The 18,005-nt window shown below is 46.4% G+C and carries 19 protein-coding genes and 1 riboswitch; all 19 genes read right to left on the bottom strand.

Features of this window, described 5'->3' with window-relative positions:
• Window positions 1-138: 138 nt before the first annotated feature.
• On the bottom strand, window positions 139-1,650 hold the full coding sequence (atpA, locus tag NST94_RS27795; protein ID WP_036681566.1) for a F0F1 ATP synthase subunit alpha: 1,512 nt from the start codon (window positions 1,648-1,650) through the stop codon (window positions 139-141).
• An 11-nt stretch (window positions 1,651-1,661) separates the two neighbouring features.
• Window positions 1,662-2,213: a F0F1 ATP synthase subunit delta gene (locus tag NST94_RS27800; RefSeq protein ID WP_076123928.1), complete on the bottom strand. Its 552-nt coding sequence runs from the start codon at window positions 2,211-2,213 to the stop codon at window positions 1,662-1,664.
• Window positions 2,210-2,698, bottom strand: coding sequence for a F0F1 ATP synthase subunit B (atpF, locus tag NST94_RS27805; protein WP_076123930.1), 489 nt, complete (start codon window positions 2,696-2,698; stop codon window positions 2,210-2,212). Before atpF ends, NST94_RS27800 begins: the two co-directional genes overlap by 4 nt.
• Window positions 2,699-2,795: 97 nt before the next feature.
• The gene (gene atpE, locus NST94_RS27810; protein ID WP_036681574.1) at window positions 2,796-3,008 is read right to left on the bottom strand and encodes a F0F1 ATP synthase subunit C; all 213 of its coding nucleotides are present in this window, start codon (window positions 3,006-3,008) and stop codon (window positions 2,796-2,798) included.
• Window positions 3,009-3,113: 105 nt separating this feature from the next.
• The gene (gene atpB, locus NST94_RS27815; protein WP_036681575.1) at window positions 3,114-3,881 is read right to left on the bottom strand and encodes a F0F1 ATP synthase subunit A; all 768 of its coding nucleotides are present in this window, start codon (window positions 3,879-3,881) and stop codon (window positions 3,114-3,116) included.
• Window positions 3,882-3,910: 29 nt separating this feature from the next.
• A complete protein-coding gene (locus NST94_RS27820) occupies window positions 3,911-4,288 on the bottom strand; it encodes an ATP synthase subunit I (RefSeq protein ID WP_036681578.1) in 378 nt (125 codons plus the stop codon).
• Window positions 4,281-4,514 carry an AtpZ/AtpI family protein gene (locus NST94_RS27825; RefSeq protein ID WP_036681579.1) on the bottom strand — a complete coding sequence of 78 codons (234 nt, stop codon included), beginning with the start codon at window positions 4,512-4,514 and terminating at the stop codon, window positions 4,281-4,283. Before NST94_RS27825 ends, NST94_RS27820 begins: the two co-directional genes overlap by 8 nt.
• 178 nt (window positions 4,515-4,692) lie before the next feature.
• The gene (wecB, locus tag NST94_RS27830) at window positions 4,693-5,853 is read right to left on the bottom strand and encodes a UDP-N-acetylglucosamine 2-epimerase (non-hydrolyzing) (RefSeq protein ID WP_248548966.1); all 1,161 of its coding nucleotides are present in this window, start codon (window positions 5,851-5,853) and stop codon (window positions 4,693-4,695) included.
• 58 nt (window positions 5,854-5,911) lie between these two features.
• Window positions 5,912-6,541 (bottom strand): uracil phosphoribosyltransferase, encoded by a 630-nt coding sequence (upp, locus tag NST94_RS27835; RefSeq protein WP_036681583.1) that lies wholly within the window; start codon window positions 6,539-6,541, stop codon window positions 5,912-5,914.
• A gap of 422 nt (window positions 6,542-6,963) precedes the next feature.
• Complete coding sequence (gene glyA / locus NST94_RS27840) at window positions 6,964-8,211, bottom strand: serine hydroxymethyltransferase (protein ID WP_038573642.1); 1,248 nt, start codon at window positions 8,209-8,211, stop codon at window positions 6,964-6,966.
• A 115-nt stretch (window positions 8,212-8,326) separates the two neighbouring features.
• A complete protein-coding gene (locus NST94_RS27845; RefSeq protein WP_076099682.1) occupies window positions 8,327-8,911 on the bottom strand; it encodes a TIGR01440 family protein in 585 nt (194 codons plus the stop codon).
• A gap of 74 nt (window positions 8,912-8,985) precedes the next feature.
• Window positions 8,986-9,068: riboswitch (ZMP/ZTP riboswitch) on the bottom strand.
• Window positions 9,069-9,116: 48 nt separating this feature from the next.
• Window positions 9,117-9,704, bottom strand: a complete 588-nt coding sequence (locus NST94_RS27850) for a low molecular weight protein arginine phosphatase (RefSeq protein WP_036681588.1) — start codon at window positions 9,702-9,704, stop codon at window positions 9,117-9,119.
• Window positions 9,705-9,749: 45 nt separating this feature from the next.
• Window positions 9,750-10,322 carry a manganese efflux pump MntP family protein gene (locus tag NST94_RS27855; protein WP_038573646.1) on the bottom strand — a complete coding sequence of 191 codons (573 nt, stop codon included), beginning with the start codon at window positions 10,320-10,322 and terminating at the stop codon, window positions 9,750-9,752.
• 104 nt (window positions 10,323-10,426) lie between these two features.
• On the bottom strand, window positions 10,427-11,788 hold the full coding sequence (locus NST94_RS27860; RefSeq protein WP_280753239.1) for an L-threonylcarbamoyladenylate synthase: 1,362 nt from the start codon (window positions 11,786-11,788) through the stop codon (window positions 10,427-10,429).
• Between the two features lie 104 nt (window positions 11,789-11,892).
• Window positions 11,893-12,651: a stage II sporulation protein R gene (spoIIR, locus tag NST94_RS27865; RefSeq protein WP_280753187.1), complete on the bottom strand. Its 759-nt coding sequence runs from the start codon at window positions 12,649-12,651 to the stop codon at window positions 11,893-11,895.
• Between the two features lie 83 nt (window positions 12,652-12,734).
• The gene (locus NST94_RS27870) at window positions 12,735-13,922 is read right to left on the bottom strand and encodes an FtsW/RodA/SpoVE family cell cycle protein (protein ID WP_280753188.1); all 1,188 of its coding nucleotides are present in this window, start codon (window positions 13,920-13,922) and stop codon (window positions 12,735-12,737) included.
• Between the two features lie 527 nt (window positions 13,923-14,449).
• On the bottom strand, window positions 14,450-15,634 hold the full coding sequence (locus NST94_RS27875) for an FtsW/RodA/SpoVE family cell cycle protein (protein ID WP_076123938.1): 1,185 nt from the start codon (window positions 15,632-15,634) through the stop codon (window positions 14,450-14,452).
• Window positions 15,635-15,774: 140 nt separating this feature from the next.
• Window positions 15,775-16,764, bottom strand: a complete 990-nt coding sequence (gene prmC, locus NST94_RS27880; protein ID WP_339281488.1) for a peptide chain release factor N(5)-glutamine methyltransferase — start codon at window positions 16,762-16,764, stop codon at window positions 15,775-15,777.
• Window positions 16,754-17,830: a peptide chain release factor 1 gene (prfA, locus tag NST94_RS27885; protein ID WP_036681601.1), complete on the bottom strand. Its 1,077-nt coding sequence runs from the start codon at window positions 17,828-17,830 to the stop codon at window positions 16,754-16,756. Before prfA ends, prmC begins: the two co-directional genes overlap by 11 nt.
• Window positions 17,831-18,005: the final 175 nt, after the last annotated feature.

The raw sequence follows: 18,005 nt of genomic DNA on the forward strand, positions 1-18,005 counted from the left end.
ATCTTAGCTTTAACGGAGTTAAAGCTAACTTCGTAAGCATTCTCTTAACTTTGACGAAGTCAAAGCTACTTCATAAGCACAGCCTGAGCTTCGGCAGAGCCAAAGCTCACTTAGTAAAATCCGTTAAAGTCATCTATATTAGCTAGTAGCGAAACCTCTTTTAAAGGTATCAATCGCTGCTTTAAGAGCGGCTTCGTTATCAGCTGTCAAATCTTTTGTATCCCTGATGGATTGAGCTACATCAGCAGCACTGCTATCCATGTAAGCAAGGAATTCCTTTTCAAAACGTTTTACGTCTTTAACTGGAATATCATCCAAATATCCTTTTACAGCTGTGTACAAGCTAAGCACTTGATGCTCAACAGACAACGGCTGATTCACACCTTGTTTCAGAACTTCCATCATACGTGCCCCGCGATTCAGACGGGCAAGTGTAGATTTATCAAGATCTGAGCCGAACTGTGAGAAGGCTTGAAGTTCGCGATATTGGGCAAGATCCAAACGGAGCGAGCCGGCTACCTTCTTCATCGCTTTGATTTGAGCGGAACCCCCTACACGGGAAACGGAGATACCGACGTTGATCGCCGGACGTTGACCAGAGTAGAACAGATCGGATTCAAGGAAGATTTGACCATCTGTAATCGAGATTACGTTCGTAGGAATGTAAGCTGATACGTCAGATGCCTGTGTTTCGATAAATGGAAGTGCGGTTAATGAACCACCACCAAGCTCATCACTAAGCTTAGCTGCACGCTCCAAAAGACGGGAGTGCAAGTAGAATACGTCACCTGGGAATGCTTCACGACCCGGTGGACGACGAAGCAGCAAGGACAATTCGCGATAAGCCGAAGCTTGTTTCGAAAGGTCATCGTAAATGATCAGTACGTGCTCGCCCTTGTACATGAAGTATTCGCCCATTGCGCAACCTGCGTATGGAGCAATATACAACAATGGAGACGGCTCGGAAGCCGATGCAGTTACAACGATTGTATATTCCAAAGCGCCATGACGGCGAAGAGTTTCTACAACCTGTGCTACTGTGGATTGCTTTTGACCAATGGCAACATAAATACATTTCATGCCGTTGCCTTTTTGGTTGATAATCGCGTCAATTGCGATTGCAGTCTTACCTGTTTGACGGTCACCAATGATAAGTTCGCGTTGTCCACGACCGATTGGTACCATCGCATCAATGGCTTTAAGACCTGTTTGCATCGGTTCATGTACCGATTTACGATCGATAACACCTGGTGCATTATTTTCTACAGGACGGAATTCAGTTGTAGCAATTGGGCCTTTGCCGTCAAGCGGCATACCAAGTGCGTTAACTACACGACCGAGCAGAGCTTCACCAACAGGAACTTGCATAATTTGTCCTGTACGTTTTACTTGATCGCCTTCACGAATTTCCTTGTACTCACCCAGAATAACAACACCGACGTTGCTTTCTTCCAGATTGAGCGCCATGCCCACTACTCCGTTGGAGAACTCTAGCAATTCGCCTGCCATTGCGTTTTCCAGACCGTAGACACGGGCGATACCGTCGCCGACTTGAATGACGGTGCCGACTTCGGCAACTTCGATATCGGCTTTATATTCCTCAATTTGACTTTTGATCAAAGTGCTGATCTCTTCAGGTCTGATGCCCAATATCCTCACCCCTATCTTCTATGCTTATCATTAAAGGATTTCTCGAGACGCTCCAATTTGTTAGACAGACTGCCGTCATACAGCGTATCGCCGATATAAACTTTCAGTCCTCCCAACAGGCTTGGGTCCACCACATTCGTAATCCGGATTTTACGGTTTACGAGTTGGCCGAATTCTGCAGCTACAGCTGCTTTTTCTTCTTCACTTAAAGAATAAACAGAGTATACCTTAGCATCACCAATGCCAAGAGCGTCTCCTTCAATCTTGATATACGTATCCAGCAGATCGGCAAAAATATCGGTTCTGCCTCGCTCTACTAACAATTCTACAATGTTCATCACGATGGGAGAGAGCTTATCTTGAAGCGCTGTGCGCAGCACTTTCAGCTTGTCGGACTCCGAGATGCGCGGTGCAAGAATAAACCGCTTTATCTCTTGGTCGGAATGTAATAATCCAACCACTGCCTTGAGCTCTTCTTCTACTTCAAGGGTAATCCCTTTCTCTACCGCTGCACTGTACAATGCTCTAGCGTAGCGCTTGGCAACTACCGTATCGCGGCTCATGATTGGCCTCCTACCTCTTTGAGGTATTGGTTCACAAGTTGCTCCTGCTCGCCGTTAGCACTAACTTCTTTCTTAAGAAGTTTAGAAGCAATACGAACAGATGCCGTTCCAATTTCGCTGCGCAACTCTTCCACTGCTTTGTTCTTTTCGTTCTCGATATCGCGCACGGCCTCTTCTTTGACACGTGCTGCATCTGCTTTGGCTTGTGCCAAAGTTTGTTCTACCTGTAGATTGCTTGTGATTTGCGATTGTTGAATAATCTGTTGAGCTTCCTGGCGTGCACTGTTCAGCGCTTGCTTCTGCTCTTCCACATACGCGACCGCTTGTTCTCTAGTCTTCGCAGCTTCGTCCATTTGCTGCATTACCAGCTCACGGCGTTTCTCCATAACTGCAAAAAGTTTGCTGAACGCATACTTGCTAAGCAAGAAATATAAAATCCCAAAGGCGACAATTGAAAATACTATGTTTGTCCAAACAATATCCACTGAGGTCACTCCCTTCCGTTACCGCGTCATGCGGACGTATACAAAAGTAAGGCGCGGATGGCATCGGCCGTCCCCGCCAAACCGTAACTACGGTTTATTAAGTAAACATAATCAGGAATGCGATAACTGTTGCTGCCAACGGAATAACTTCGACGATACCTACACCAATAAACATTGTTGTTTGCAAAGCATTTTTCGCTTCTGGTTGACGAGCGATGGACTCAACTGTTCTACTAACGATCATACCGTTACCAAGACCTGCGCCAAGTGCACCCAATCCAACCGCTATTGCTGCTGCTAAAAATTCCATTTGTAAATATCCTCCTTTAATTTCGGTTCATATTTGTGTTTAATGATATAAGATATCTCCCACGAAGGAAAATCAGACGATAGCCGTTCTCTTCGCAGCAGTTCATTAATGTGCTTCTTCTTCGTGAATCGTCATCTGTGCGATATAAACCATCGTCAGAATCGTAAAGATAAACGCTTGTAGTGCCCCGACGAAAATACTGAAGCCCTGCCATACAGCCAGGAACGGAATACTGAGAATCCCCAGCTTCAAAATGACTGTAATCAGTACTTCTCCGGCGAAAATGTTAGCGAATAGACGAATAGCCAACGCTACAGGTTTTGCCAGGTTTTCGATAATGTTCAGTGGCAAAAAGATTGGAAACGGCTCGATGTAGTGTTTGAAATAATGTTTGCCGTTGAGCTTAATGCCCAGAAAGTTCATCAGTACAAATACTATGATTGCCAATCCTGCAGTGACGTTAATGTCAGCAGTTGGCGACTTGTACCATAAAATTTCTGCATGCTCACCATTCGCCAAGTTCTTAGTTGCTTCAATCACGTGGCCAAACACTGTTACAGGTCCATGCGCCTCAGTTACAACGGAGAAAGGCAATCCAAGTAGATTGGAAACAAAGATAAACAGAATCAATGTCAACCCTAAAGATATGTAAGGTTTTCCTTTCTTCAGATCCATGGCACTGCTTATGACACCCTCTACAAATTCCACAACCCATTCCATGAAGTTCTGAAGCTTGGATGGATTTTCAACGGAAAGCTTACGAACCGAAAGCATAACCAGAACAAACACCACTGTACAACTGATCAGAAGCATCAACACGGCGGATAAATCTATCGGTATTCCCCCGACAAATATTTTCGGCATGTCATGCATAGTATCATCCCCCTTTCTCTTTAATCTGGTTAAAGCTTATTCTTCACACTCAGATATATCCCCGCAGGAATGGCGAGAAGCTGAGGAATGAATACGCCCGAAACAGTTGCTACCAGGGAGAAATGCTCAATCTTGACCGAGAACATGGTGACCAAAATTGCGAAGCTAATCCGTGTAACAAAACCGAGGCTGAAGGCATTCCCTTCGTTGCTCGCAATCGACTGCGTAACCCGTCGAACCTTGACGGCCAGATAACGAAAGTTTACCAATCCCGCCACCAGACCCAGAGTCATGCCCAGTGTAATTGCCCGGGTCTCATGATGAAGCACCCAGCCCATTAAGAGTCCTGCCATAAGGACGAGCGTAACTCTAGTGACGGTATTGATCATGGGAGTCATATTATCCATTCTGCTCCCCCAAAAATTTTTTAATTAACAAGGCGACATTCACAATTCCCAGAATCATTCCAGTTATAGTGCCAATGGCGAGCCAATATTTCGGCCCCTCCATCAGGTCTTTCAGCCATCTTGCCGCAAAAAAACCAATAAGAATGTAAGCGGCAAGCAAAGTGCCTGCACTTCCAATGACAAGCGCGGTCTGTAACAAGCTGTCCTTGCTATTTTGTTCTTTCATGGGCTACAATCCCAACTAATTTTACTGAATTTCCTGAGTCTTTGTCAATTCATTGAACATTGCCTAAAAACCCTTGAAAACATGAAAATAATCACAGCAAAACGTTCCAAAACCATATAAACCGTACAGTTTCACTGTATGTTGATTTTAATCAGATCAGATATTAGTTTAATTGAAATTATTTATTTTTTGTGAACATTCTGTGAAACTCTTCAGGACGTTCCTTATTAACACCAAAATGGTGCAAAATCGCATTGACAATCCGTTGGGAAGCCTTGCCATCTCCATACGGGTTGGCGGCCCGACTCATCGACTGATAGAGCTCGTTATCAGTCAAAAGAGCATGTGTCCGTTGATACACCTTCTCCTCGTCCGTGCCCACAAGTTCCAGCGTTCCAGCCTCTATCCCTTCGGGACGCTCCGTTGTATCACGAAGCACAAGAACAGGCACTCCATAAGAAGGAGCTTCCTCTTGCAGACCGCCGGAATCGGTCAATATCAAGTGGGTATGCGGATAAAAATTATGCAGGTCCACGACATCCAGCGGATCAATCAGCTTAATTCTCGAATGTCCTCCCAGTATCTCATGCGCAGGTTCCTTAACGGCAGGACTCGGATGCACAGGGTAAACAATGGCGACATCTTCGAATTCATCAGCGATTCTTTTAATAGCTCGGAAGATATTACGATGCGGTTCACCTTGAGATTCTCTGCGGTGAGCGGTCATCAAAATAAGTCTTTTTCCTGAAGCAAAATCCAAAACAGGATGCCGGTAATCCGGCTGTACGGTATATTGAAACACATCAGTTACGGTGTTGCCTGTGATATAAATACTTGATTCTTTTTTGTTCTCGTGTCTCAGATTGTTAGCTGACAAATCGGTTGGAGCGAAATGCAGATCAGCTAACACACCTGTGAGTTGACGGTTCATCTCTTCAGGATACGGAGACAATTTGTTCCATGTCCTAAGTCCTGCTTCTACGTGCCCAACCTGAATTTGCTGCAGGAAGGAAGCGTAACTAGCTAAAAACGTTGTTAAGGTGTCCCCATGCACCAGCACGAGGTCAGGTTTAACTTCTTTCAGTACAGGTTCCAAACCTTCAAGCACACGAATAGTAATCTCATTCAAGGTCTGACGGTCCTTCATCACGTCCAAATCGTAATCAGGGGTGATATTAAACACTTCCAACACTTGATCGAGCAGTTCTCTATGCTGTGCTGTTACACATACTATTGATTCGATATGCTCAGGATGCTTCTTCAGTTCAAGAACCAGAGGAGCCATCTTGATCGCCTCGGGGCGCACTCCGAAAATAGTCATTACTTTGATTTTGGACATAACCCCTACCCTCTCATCAAATATTCTCGCATTACTATACTTAATACTTAATTACTTATTACTTGGTTCCATAAAGACGGTCACCAGCATCACCAAGACCTGGCACGATGTAACCATGTTCATTCAAATGATCATCAAGTGCTGCAACATAAATATCAACATCCGGATGAGCTTCCTGAACTGCAGCAACACCTTCTGGCGCTGCAATCAAGTTCATCATTTTGATCTGTGTACAACCACGGTTCTTCAGTGAGGTAATCGCAGCAATTGCGGATCCGCCTGTAGCAAGCATCGGGTCAATTACTATCAACTCACGTTCCTGTACATCAGTTGGAAGCTTGATATAATACTCCACTGGTTGAAGAGTGTCTGGATCACGGAAAAGCCCTACATGTCCTACTTTAGCCGCAGGTAGAAGCTTCAGTACACCTTCAAGCATACCTAAACCCGCACGAAGAATAGGAATAAGCCCCAGCATTCTTCCCGAAATCACTTTGCTTTCCGTCTCAGTGACCGGTGTTTGTACCGTAATGGTCTCTAGTGGAATATCACGTGTAATCTCATAAGCCATCAATGTGGCAACTTCGTCAACATGTTCTCTGAAATCCTTCGTGTTTGTTCTAACGTCGCGAATAAATGTTAGTTTGTGTTGAATTAAAGGATGATCGCAAATCACCAATTTTCCCATTTACTGTCCCTCCGGTAATTGTAAGTCTTGTCTATAGCCATAGAAAGCGCTTTGCTTCTCAGTGGCTAAATCCTGTCTATTATAGCACTCCCGCCGCTGCATTTCACCTCAGAATGGTACTTGAACTCACATTGAACATATTCCTTTGTATTTCCTTGTTTTTAAAGGTAATGATTGGCTTAATTAGGAAACCAATCACTTATAAAACCTAGATTATGTTGTGCAACTTTGGCTTTTTCATACTATTCACATTATTTTCACTAATTTTATTGAAAGTTCCATGAACTTTCATGATTAATTTCATTCAATTTCATCTATTACCTACAGTGATATTTGTGAACAATATGCAACAAAAAAGCCTCCATCAAACCCGGAAGAGGGTATGGATGGAGGCAGAATCATTTCTTATTAGAAGCAAAGATTTAGTATTTCAACTCTGGATAAAGAGGGTATTGGTCAGTCAACTCAGCCACTTGACGCGCAGATTCTGCCAAGTTTGCCTCATCCTTCGGATTCTTTAGAACATTAGCAATGATACGTCCAATAGTGACCATCGCCTGCTCGTCCATACCACGGGATGTGACTGCAGGTGTACCAATACGAATACCACTTGTTACGAAAGGACTTGTAGGATCAAATGGAATTGCGTTTTTATTCACAGTAATCCCGATGGAATCTAGTACTTTTTCCGCATCTTTTCCGGTAATGTTCAGATTACGGGTATCCAGCAGCATCAAGTGGTTATCTGTACCTCCGGATACAATGTTAACCCCTTCGCTGATCAACGTTTCTGCAAGAACATTAGCGTTCTTCACTACATTTTGAGCATAAGTCTTAAAGGATGGCTGCAATGCTTCACCAAATGCGACTGCTTTTGAAGCAATTACATGCATCAGAGGTCCACCTTGGGAACCAGGGAATACCGCTTTATCAATAGCAGCTGCCCATGGCTGTCTGCACATAATCATACCTCCGCGGGGACCGCGCAAAGTCTTATGCGTAGTAGTTGTAACGAAATGAGCATGAGGAACCGGGCTCGGATGAAGACCAGCAGCAACCAATCCTGCGATATGGGCCATATCTACCATAAATAGCGCACCCACATCATTGGCGATAGCGCCAAGTTTTTCGAAATCAATAATACGCGGATAGGCACTAGCACCAGCCACAATCATTTTTGGACGGTGCTTGAAGGCTGCTTTACGTACTTCATCATAATCAATTAGGAAAGTATCTTCTTGTACTCCATAAGCAACGAAGTTATAAAGCAATCCAGAAGCATTAACTGGGCTACCATGTGTCAAATGACCACCGTGCGCCAAATTCATTCCAAGAACGGTGTCGCCAGGCTTAAGTGCAGCCAGATAAACTGCCATATTTGCTTGAGCGCCGGAATGTGGTTGTACGTTGACATGATCCGCGCCAAACAATTCTTTTGCACGATCACGAGCAAGGTTCTCAACGATATCTACATCTTCACAGCCACCATAATAACGTTTGCCTGGATAACCTTCTGCATATTTGTTCGTAAGCACGGAGCCCATAGCTTCCATTACGGCTTCGCTAACGATATTCTCTGAGGCAATAAGCTCAATGTTGGCACGCTGACGTTTCAGTTCCAGTTCCATCGCTTCCAGTACTGCCGGGTCACTCTTACGCAATTGTTCCATGTTCTTATTTCCTCCCTAGTGTGTGTAGATATGTTGTATTTAAGTAGAAACGATTTGCCCGCCATAAAGAGACTTAGGTCTACGTTTCTGCAAAAAATATAAAAACTAAAGTTCTTTAATCACAAAACTGTGAACCACTTTGTTCTGGAGCACGATATACCGCACGTTCCCCGCCAATTAGTGGGGGTCTGGTCCATGCCGCATTCACTCTGGCTGCTCCAATGTATCGTAGAGTCGGACGGAAAGGAACGGCTACCCGCCGTAAATGCATTCCTATCAGTGTCTCGCCAATATCTAAACCAGCATGAGCTTCTATCGTTTCCGCCAAAACAGGATCTTTCATAGCGTGATAAGCAGCCGTAGCCATCGAACCTCCAGCACCTCGTATAGGTACAGCTGATACTTCCTTCAGACCAAGTGACTCTAGCAGAGAGCGTTCCATGACAAGTGCACGATTTAAATGCTCGCAGCACTGATACACCGGATGAAATCCTTTTTCCGCTGCTACTAAACGAACACCTTCAAGCAGTTGTTCTGCAACTTCAAGTGCACCACCAGTTCCAATCCGGACACCAGCAACCTCACTTGTGCTCACTCCGACGACAACAATTTTGCCTGACCCAAGGTTACCAGCCTCCGCCAACTCCCTTAACACAGTGACGGTGGCTTCAGTTAATGATAGCTCCACAACTTCGTCCATCACTCTACCTCCTCAAACTTCAAACAAGCTTATTTTAAACAAAAAAGAGCAGTCCGCAGGTAGCTGCGGATTTGCTCTTTTGCCCAGGCGACCGGCCGTTTATTCCGATGCTCCATCGTGGTTTGATCCACATTTGTCGCCAGTTACATCGGAACCGATTATTTGTAACTTCATCTTAAAGCAAAGTGAACTGAAAATCAACCATTTACAAATGGCGGAAGGTTTCCAGCTTATCCAGCAAACTGAATAGCGCAGTGCGAATCTCAGCAGCAGTTAGCTCATAGTCCTCACGCGTGCCACCAAATGGATCAGAAATATCGAAGCTCGGAATACGCTGGCGAATCTCAATCATCCGCTGCAGATCCGTTGCATTCGGTTCACCACCAAGGGCTAAGCTCAACTCCGCATCTGCGTAAAGGCTGTCCAATTCCTTGATATCTTCCGTCACCGCATCTTCATCATGCACGTATTCCTTCAATGTATAGGTTTTCGTTACAGCATCCGGAAAATACTGCAATAAATGCTGCTTATGCCCACCCGTCAAGGTCAGCACAAGGTCGGCCCAAGCGACAGCTTGACCTGTCAATTGTGACGACTCCATTGAATCATGAATTCCTTCTTCCTGCAGTATAGCCGCAGCATGTCTTGATATAGAAGTACCGGAAATGGCGGATACACCTGCAGACCGCACTTCCAGGTCGATTCCACGTTCCTTCGCGAGCTTTCGTAAAAGCCCCTCAGCCATAGGACTTCGGCATGTATTCCCGGTGCAGACGAATAAAATATGCAGCATGTTTTGCACCCCCATGAAATTAAATATTCTAATGCCGTTATTGTATCAAAAGATGAATAGCAAGCCAAACCCAAGAAGTATTGCACCGCCTAACGCTTCTCCATAATCCCCGAGACCACGACTGACATGCCGTCCAATTAGCAACCCTAGAATCGACATTAGTCCCCCGCAAGCACCGAAGGCTAAGATGGTCAAAAGTACTCCATTCACAAACATCCCCAGTGATACACCCACGGAGAAAGAGTCAATACTGACACTGAGCGAAAGAAGAATCATCCCCCACAAGGTTCGATGATCCATAGCTCGTGAGCTTCCTGTATCCGGACGAAAGGAGTTGTACACCATATGCCCGCCCAAAAGAACTAGAAGACCTCCAGCAGCATAAGTCGTTACTTGACCTAACAGGTGTCCGACATAACTTCCTGTCAATAAACCCAGGAGAGGCATCAGCATATGAAAAACAGCAATGAGCAGACTCATTTGCAGAACATGCAGCAGACGAATACCTTTCATCCCGATCCCTACACCGAGCGAAAAAGCATCCATCCCTAATGCAACCGCCATTATAGTAATGGTAACAATCTGCCCCCATTCGGTATATACATCTCCTAAGCCCATGCTTAACCCCCCAAGTCCGAAATATCTTGTACAACAACGATATGCGGACAAGGGGGTAATCATGACTTCATATGGGAGTCATATACGAAAAAGCAATGCCGTGGTTATCCGGCGTCGATGACAGATCCGCCGGCGGCTTTCATAAGCCGGTTCATGATTGCAGCGCCGAGGCCGGTATACGGGCAAGCCTCGGCTAAGATGTAAGTCGCTCCCGCTTCATCGAAGCGCCGCAAGGCGGCATATAGGGAGCGAGCCCCTTCCTCCGGCGAGGATAACGAGCCGAGGGAAAGGACACAGGCGGCAGGGTCGGCGGGATAAAGGGCCTTATGCTCCTCGAAGAGGAGTAAGCCCGTGACCTCGCCGTTTAGCTGCGCCGCCTGAAGTTGACTAGCGGCTTCGTCCGCCACGCGCTGCGGGGAAGAGCCACGCACTACAGCAAGCCAGCCGCGCGGTGCGTAGTGCGTGTACTTCATTCCCGGCGCGCGCGGCGCAGAAATGCCGCCAGCAGCATCCGCACCATGCTGCTCAATAGATGCGTTAGCCCTTTCGAAAGGCTCACGATTGTTAACATTCAGGCAATCCGCTGAAGATTGCGCGGTAGTTGCTTTAGCTGTGATTGGCTCAGCAGTACTGAAATCAATAACAGAGTTTGTCGTCCCCGAATCAGCCAAGACAGTAGCGGTTGCGGTAGCGGCAGCAGTTGTCTCAGCATTACCGGACTCTGAGCTTACAGCTTCTGCTCCCACCACTGCAGCCAATTGCTCCGAAGTAATCCCGCCGGGGCGCAGCACAGCAACTTTTCCGTCAGGCTGTACCTGCACGACTGTTGACTCTAGTCCAACTCCAGCAGCACCACCATCAAGGACGCCATCAATGTATCCAGCCAAATCTTCCATCACATGCGAAGCTAATGTCGGGCTCGGGCGACCCGAACGATTAGCACTGGGCGCCGCAACCGGACAACCTGCGGCACTTATCAGCGCCAGAGCTACCGGATGATCCGGCATCCGCACACCAACCGTATCCAAACCCGCCGTCACACAAGGCGACAGTACACCTTCACGAACAGGAAGCACAACTGTCAGCGGACCAGGCCAATAAGCTGCCATCAGCGCGGCCGCCTTAGGATGCACCTCTGCAACAAGCTCGTCCAAAGCTACCGTATCCGCAATATGTACAATTAACGGATTGTCAGAGGGCCGTCCTTTTGCTGCAAAAACAGCCTCAACTGCCGACGTATTTCGGGCATCCGCTCCTAGACCGTAGACGGTTTCGGTTGTAAAAGCCACGGTTCCGCCTTCGCGAAGCATTGTTGCTGCCTCCGCTATCGCCAGCTTGTCAGCTTCATTCGGCTGAATTACCTCAGAGTTCGTTCCCTCAACAGAATTCAACTTCCAGTATACAGTCTCATCTCTATTTCCACTCCGCCGCTGAACGGCGAATAAAGGATTATTGTGTTCATTCATTCTCATCACAGGCTTTCTAGAAGATATAATTTATCTTAGCAAAAAACGGCCCCAGTAGGGAGCCGTGATAGATCTGCTTATAAAATAGTAACATATCTAGGGTCTTACGACCATAATCCACTGATCCAGTTCCAAAGGTTTTGCAGCAGCTCCCAGACGAAGAACCGCACCTCTGGCTCAGCAGCAGTTTCTCCTGATGAAGCACTTCCTGCCGAGGAATCAGCCTGCACTGTTTTTGCAGCTGCCGATTTCACCTTAGCACTGTTATCCGCACCGGCAGCGGACACTGTTTTTGTACCTTTGTCAGCAGTAGGTGCTGCCGCATCTCCAGAGCCTGCATCGATAAAGCAAAGCGGAGGAAACAATACACACCACCAATTTTGTCCCTTGCCCGCACCAAGTGTGACCCGTACAGCTTCATACTCCCCAGCAGGATAGACGGTACCACCGTATAATTTGGTTGGAAAAGGGACTACGCCCAGCTCCACTTTATAGGAATATTCAATGCCCCGTTTCTCCAGCTCTGATCCAACCAACGCGTTAAGCTCCGGCAGATGATTTCTAATCAGAACACGTGCCTGCTCCAAGCTCTGCGGATCCTCAAGAGCAGATACCCACTGGTTCATTTGCTCCACAATTTTATCGCGAATTTGCCGTTTCACCAGCTGATCTTGCGCTCCGTCAGAATTAGCTAGAATACGTAACCGGATAGATTCTTGGGGAATAGATACTTCAGCTACTGCAGCATCGGTTTTTTGACCTTCCCAAGCCATCATGAGGACCATAAAAAAACAAATTAAAATGGCAGTATACTTAAAAGTTACACGTAAGGAATCTCTTTTATCCATATGATTATCGTTCATTTGTTGCAGCCCCTCTCCTCTTAACTCTCATGCTAGTAGTATGCCCGGAGATAAGAGACTGCAAACCTATGAATCTATTAAATTTATAACTTCAATGCCAGCTCCTTATGCAGTTGCAAATCTTCCTCTACATCCTGCCCATAAAGATGCACGCTCATCACGACCCCCATGCTGGCCATATTAATCAAAAGAGACGTGCCTCCATAACTGATAAACGGAAGTGTTATTCCTGTCAACGGCATCAGGCCGATAAAAGCTCCAACATTCTCAAGAATTTGATACAACAGCATAGCCGTAATTCCAATGATTAGAAATGGACCGCTACGCTCCTTACTCTCGAGAGCAATCAATATCATCCGATGCAGCAAAATAAAAAAGAGCAAGAGAAGCAGCGCAGATCCCACAAATCCAAACTCCTCGGCAATCTGCACGAATATCGCATCCGAATAGGTATATGGGACACGATTATTCTGCACAGAGCTGCCCTGCATATATCCCTCTCCACTCATTCCCCCGGAGGCAATAGCTAATTTGGCATTTTTCGTGTGATAGCTTGCCTTATCTGTCGCTAAATCAGGTACCAGCCAAGGGTCAAACCGCTCCACTAAATGATCCTTACCAATGCCTTCAAAAAAATTGACTGCCTCATCATGATAGTTTATGTAGCTCAAAATCCCAGCAAGGCCGATCCCACCCACTATAAGCAAACCGATGAGCGCATGCGACAGTTTGATATTCCCAATCCATAAAAGTCCAATTAATATTACGATGTAGCTAAGGGCATTCCCCAAATCATTTTGCATAATCACTATACCAAATGGAATGAACGTAAGAATGGTGAGAGGAACAATCCCTTTCCAGAAGGTTAAGGTAGACCCTTGTTTTCGAATTAAGATCGATGATAAAAAAAGAATCAATACCAATTTAAACAGCTCGGCAGGCTGAAACCTAAGTCCACCGATCTCAAGTCCCAATTGAGCACCGTTCTCTACTTTACCAATAAAACTAACCGACACTAACAAGACTAAGCCCAAGAGATAAATATAAAGTGCATGTCTAACAAATATCTTAAAGTCCACAAAAGCGAGCACAATAAAAACTACAAAACCTAAAATATAGTATTTAAGCATCTGTAAATGAAATCCATCCAATTTCATCGGAGGCGTTATTCTTCCATTGGTTACACTGTATATTGAAAAAATACTAATCACCATCAGCAAAATCAGAACAGTAACAATTACCTTATCAATCCTTTTGAACTTTTGAAGCATCTGCAAGCCCCTTACTCTGTTAAGGTTTCAACTCTCCTCTCTCAGGGAAAGTCGTTCCTTTCTATTGTAGAACATTCGTGAATATAATTCCAAATTTATGTAGCCAATCTATAAAATATCTTTCTATTAAAATTACACTCTGACGTGATTTCACTCTATGATCCAAACCTAACGGACTCCGTAGACTTTATTTATGGATTTATTGCTTCACGGGAACTTTTGCGGACTCCAGAGTCGTTATTACTTGCCATTTTGCAGTAAATCCAGTCTTTTTGATCAAATAACGTCTTTGCGGTCCGATACTATCCAATACGTAGTTAATATTCGAGTATAAGGGCATCTGAGTCCGAGTCAGGATACAAATACGAATACGATACAAATACAAATACGAATTGCTTCCAGCTTGCTTACCTGAAACGGCCCGTATTACGTATTACACCAATCCGACGAAGCCGTCCTCCATCAAAAAGAACCGCCAGCACCCCTATTAAACAATAAGGACCTGACGGTTCTACTTTATTTCATGGTTACACCTGTTTGGCAGCTGCATAAGGAGTAGGTTTAGGAAAATCCTCTTCCACTTCTTGCCCGTGCAGGCGCACACTCATTACCAGCCCGATGCTGGCCATATTAATGAGCAGTGATGTACCCCCGAAGCTGATGAAAGGTAACGTAATACCAGTCAATGGCATCAAGCCGATAAATGCGCCGATATTCTCAAAAATCTGATACAACATCATCGCGACAACACCGACAATCAGGAAAGGGCCAGCTCTATCCCTAGACTCCAGCGCAATCAGAATCATCCGGTGAATCAAAATAAAGTACAGCAGCAACACAAACGCCGAACCTACAAACCCAAATTCTTCGGCAATCTGCACAAAGATAGAATCTGAATACGTATATGGCACCCGATCCGTCTGAACGGAGCTGCCGTTCATGTAGCCTTCGCCACTCATTCCACCTGATGCAATCGCCAGCTTGGCGTTTTTAGTATGATAAAGGGCTTTGGCTGTCGCCTTGTCTGGAACAAGCCAAGGATCAAAACGTTCAATCCAGTGAGATCGTCCAATATCCGTAAGAAAGGTTTTAATTTCATCGTGATAATGGATATAACTCATAATTCCCGCAATCGCAGAACTAGCCACGATGACCAGCCCGATTAATGCATGCGTGTATTTAATATTGCCAATCCACAACAGACCCGCAAGAATCACAACGTAAGACAAGGCATTCCCAAGGTCATTTTGGGTAAGGACAATAAGGAACGGAAACAAGGTCAGAAGGCCGAGCGGCACAACATCCCGCCAGAACAGAAGCTTACTCTTATTCTTGCGGACAAGCATGGCTGCCAGAAAAAGAATCAATATCAGCTTGAACAGCTCTGCAGGCTGCAGACTCAGGCCCCCCGGCAGGGTCAACCAGCCTTGCGCATTATTTTTGGTCTCGCCCAAAAAGCTGACGAGCACCAGCATCCCTATCCCAAACAAATAAATATATATCGCATATTTCACTAATATTCTGTAATCCAAAAAGGTCATTCCAATAAAAGCTACAAAACCAATAGCATAATACATCATCATACGAATATGATGTCCGTCCAGCTTCTCTCTTCCATGAGTAACGCTATATATGGCGAAGATGCTGACCACCATGAGTAATAACAGAACGACTACAATAGCACCATCAATCTTTTTAATCTTCTGAAGCACGCTCTGCCTCCCTACTCTATATCTGGGCTTTCTTTATGATCCCCTAAGAAATCCTGCTAAATTCTATTGTAAAGGAAGTCGGATTGAAAATACAATTTCTCTACTCCGGACAAAATGAACCCTCTGCACAGCAGGCAATATTATCTCGTTATGCCTAGCACATGACGCGGGATTCCAGCCAGATCATTAATGGTGATAATCTCGGTCCAATGGCCCGCTGCCGCAAGGAGTGCAGCGACTTGCTCAGCTTGACCGAAGCCAAGCTCAAAGCCGATCAGGCGCGGCGGTGCCGGGAGCAGCGTCAGCTGCTCCATCATGCGGCGGTACGGGTCCAGCCCGTCCGCTCCGCCATCCAGCGCAGTGCGCGGCTCATGGTCGCGCACCTCACGCTGCAGCCCGGCGATATCCTCGCCGGGGATGTATGGCGGGTTGGAGACGAGAATATCCGTCTCCATCCCCGCGAACGGCTCGAGCAGATCGCCGAGCCGAAAGTCCACAGCTGTGCCATTGCGCAAAGCGTTGCGCTCGGCCACAGCCAGAGCCGCCGGCGAAATATCGCCGGCGCAGACCCGCCACGCCGGCGCTTCCGCCGCCAACGTGACGGAGATCGCACCGCTGCCGGCGCCGATATCGACGCCGGTCAGCGGTCTTGCGGCGCGCACGTCCCCCGCGCCGCCTCCGTTGCGGGCCGCAGCGCCGCCCGCGCTATCCAGCGCCGCTTCGCCCGGCGTTACAACGCCGTCCGGCCAAAGCTCCGCGCCGTAACGTAAAATCGCCTCGACAAGCAGCTCCGTCTCCGGCCGCGGAATAAGCACGTCAGGCGTCACCTCAAAAGGCCGCCCGTAGAATTCTTGCTCGCCGATGATATACTGCACCGGCTCACCAGCGCCCCGGCGGGTAACTCCCGCCTCAAATGCTTCCTTAACCGCAGCTGGAAAAGGATCTGCCAGCGCCATGTAATAAGCTGCGCCAGACACTCCAAGCACATGCTCCAGCAGCAATTGTGCACTGCGCTGCGGTTCATTGCAGCCGCTCCGGCTCAAAAAAGAAGAAGCCTCCGCAAAGGCTTCCCGGATGCTTTTGACTTCCGACATGACATATACGCCATCGTTCAAAGCATTATTCTCCATTATCCATATTATCCATCAAGTCAGCTTGTTCAGCGATTGAAAGGGCTGAGATAATTTCAGTGATTTCTCCGTTCATAACCTGCTCCAAACGGTGCAGTGTCAGGCCAATACGATGGTCTGTAACCCGGCTCTGCGGGAAGTTATACGTCCGAATGCGCTCACTACGGTCACCCGTACCTACTTTGCTCTTCCGTTCACCAGCATACTTCGCTTCTTCTTCCTGCCGTTTCATATCAGAGATACGGGCACGAAGCACTTGCAGCGCTTTTTCTTTATTGGAGTTCTGTGACTTACCGTCCTGACAGGTAGCAACGATGCCTGTAGGTACATGGGTTACACGTACTGCAGACTTGGTCGTATTTACAGACTGTCCGCCTGCACCACTTGAACAGAAGGTATCCACACGAATATCTTTATCATGGATCTCGATCTCAAAAGCCTCAGCTTCCGGCATCACAGACACCGTAGAAGTAGAGGTATGAATACGACCTCCGGATTCGGTCGCTGGGATACGTTGTACGCGATGCGCACCACTTTCGTATTTCAGCTTACTGTATGCACCACGGCCGTTAATAAGAAAGATTACCTCTTTGAATCCACCAAGATCACTCGCGTTAACATCCATTAACTCAACGCGCCATCCTTGTGCATCAGCATAACGAGTGTACATCCGGTAAAGGTCTGAAGCGAACAATGCTGCTTCATCTCCACCCGCTGCACCACGAATTTCAACGATTACGTTCTTATCATCATTCGGGTCTTTAGGCAGCAGCAATACGCGGATTCTCTCTTCCAGCTCCACTTGACGTTTGGAAAGGTCATCAATTTCCATCTTGACCATTTCTTTCATCTCATCATCAAGCTTTTCGCCTTGCATCTGCTTAGCAGCTTCAAGCTCTTCCATTACACTCTTATATTCAGTATACGCCTCAAATGCGGGCTGTAGGTCTGATTGTTCTTTGGAATAGTCCCTCAGTTTCTTACTGTCGTTTGCAACATCCGGATCACAAAGCAGTTCACTGAGCTTCTCATAGCGGTCCGCCAGGGATTGCAATCGGTCCAACAAGGGAATTCACCTCTCCTGATTCAATTTCAAATTCGCAAATATAACATCAAATTTGTACTGTCATAAAAATAGATATACGACTTTATATTATACCAAAGATATTGTGAAATGGCTACAGTTCCGTACGCACAATACCTTAATAAAAAGCTTATATTTTTAAAAAGGATCATCCCAG

This window comes from Paenibacillus sp. FSL H8-0282 (assembly GCF_037963825.1).
Taxonomy (GTDB): domain Bacteria; phylum Bacillota; class Bacilli; order Paenibacillales; family Paenibacillaceae; genus Paenibacillus_AQ; species Paenibacillus_AQ odorifer.

Coding starts and splice junctions, on each gene's coding strand:
- wecB (WP_248548966.1), bottom strand. CDS start 5,853: ATGTCCAAAATCAAAGTAATGACTATTTTCGGAGTGCGCCCCGAGGCG.
- glyA (WP_038573642.1), bottom strand. CDS start 8,211: ATGGAACAATTGCGTAAGAGTGACCCGGCAGTACTGGAAGCGATGGAA.
- NST94_RS27850 (WP_036681588.1), bottom strand. CDS start 9,704: ATGCTGCATATTTTATTCGTCTGCACCGGGAATACATGCCGAAGTCCT.
- NST94_RS27860 (WP_280753239.1), bottom strand. CDS start 11,788: ATGAATGAACACAATAATCCTTTATTCGCCGTTCAGCGGCGGAGTGGA.
- spoIIR (WP_280753187.1), bottom strand. CDS start 12,651: ATGAACGATAATCATATGGATAAAAGAGATTCCTTACGTGTAACTTTT.
- NST94_RS27870 (WP_280753188.1), bottom strand. CDS start 13,922: ATGCTTCAAAAGTTCAAAAGGATTGATAAGGTAATTGTTACTGTTCTG.
- prmC (WP_339281488.1), bottom strand. CDS start 16,764: ATGGAGAATAATGCTTTGAACGATGGCGTATATGTCATGTCGGAAGTC.
- NST94_RS27855 (WP_038573646.1), bottom strand. CDS start 10,322: ATGGGCTTAGGAGATGTATATACCGAATGGGGGCAGATTGTTACCATT.
- NST94_RS27800 (WP_076123928.1), bottom strand. CDS start 2,213: ATGAGCCGCGATACGGTAGTTGCCAAGCGCTACGCTAGAGCATTGTAC.
- NST94_RS27820 (WP_036681578.1), bottom strand. CDS start 4,288: ATGGATAATATGACTCCCATGATCAATACCGTCACTAGAGTTACGCTC.
- NST94_RS27825 (WP_036681579.1), bottom strand. CDS start 4,514: ATGAAAGAACAAAATAGCAAGGACAGCTTGTTACAGACCGCGCTTGTC.
- atpB (WP_036681575.1), bottom strand. CDS start 3,881: ATGCATGACATGCCGAAAATATTTGTCGGGGGAATACCGATAGATTTA.
- upp (WP_036681583.1), bottom strand. CDS start 6,541: ATGGGAAAATTGGTGATTTGCGATCATCCTTTAATTCAACACAAACTA.
- NST94_RS27845 (WP_076099682.1), bottom strand. CDS start 8,911: ATGGACGAAGTTGTGGAGCTATCATTAACTGAAGCCACCGTCACTGTG.
- atpE (WP_036681574.1), bottom strand. CDS start 3,008: ATGGAATTTTTAGCAGCAGCAATAGCGGTTGGATTGGGTGCACTTGGC.